Consider the following 317-nt stretch of genomic DNA (forward strand, 5'->3'; position numbering starts at 1 on the left):
GACTTCCAATTAGTTCATTGACCTAGGAGAATAACACAATGATGGCAGATATCAATAATCAAATGTTTGTAAAGTTTAAGACTATGGTAGATAGTCTAGTTTACAACAGCAACAAAGAAGAGGGTTTGGCAACATTAAAGTCAATACTAGACGACTGTGAAACAGAATTAACCATCACTGAACTCAAAAGACAATTGCTGATTAAGGAGCTGAATTACACGAAACACTTAATGGATAAAGTTCAATAAATATTCGTCCGCAATGACGGTAAACTACGGCAAACAACACACTAAGAGGATAAAACCATATCATGAACC

General features: G+C 35.0%; 1 protein-coding gene. It reads left to right on the forward strand.

What is annotated here, in order from left to right:
- The first annotated feature begins 38 nt into the window (after nt 1-38).
- Nucleotides 39-248 (forward strand): hypothetical protein, encoded by a 210-nt coding sequence (locus P5683_RS26080; RefSeq protein WP_006668635.1) that lies wholly within the window; start codon nt 39-41, stop codon nt 246-248.
- The last annotated feature ends 69 nt before the right edge of the window (nt 249-317 follow it).

The sequence above is a fragment of the Limnospira sp. PMC 1279.21 genome, from assembly GCF_032349615.1.
Classification (GTDB): domain Bacteria; phylum Cyanobacteriota; class Cyanobacteriia; order Cyanobacteriales; family Microcoleaceae; genus Limnospira; species Limnospira fusiformis.

Excerpts from the sequence above, each read along its gene's own strand:
- P5683_RS26080 (WP_006668635.1), top strand. The coding sequence starts at position 39 with ATGATGGCAGATATCAATAATCAAATGTTTGTAAAGTTTAAGACTATG.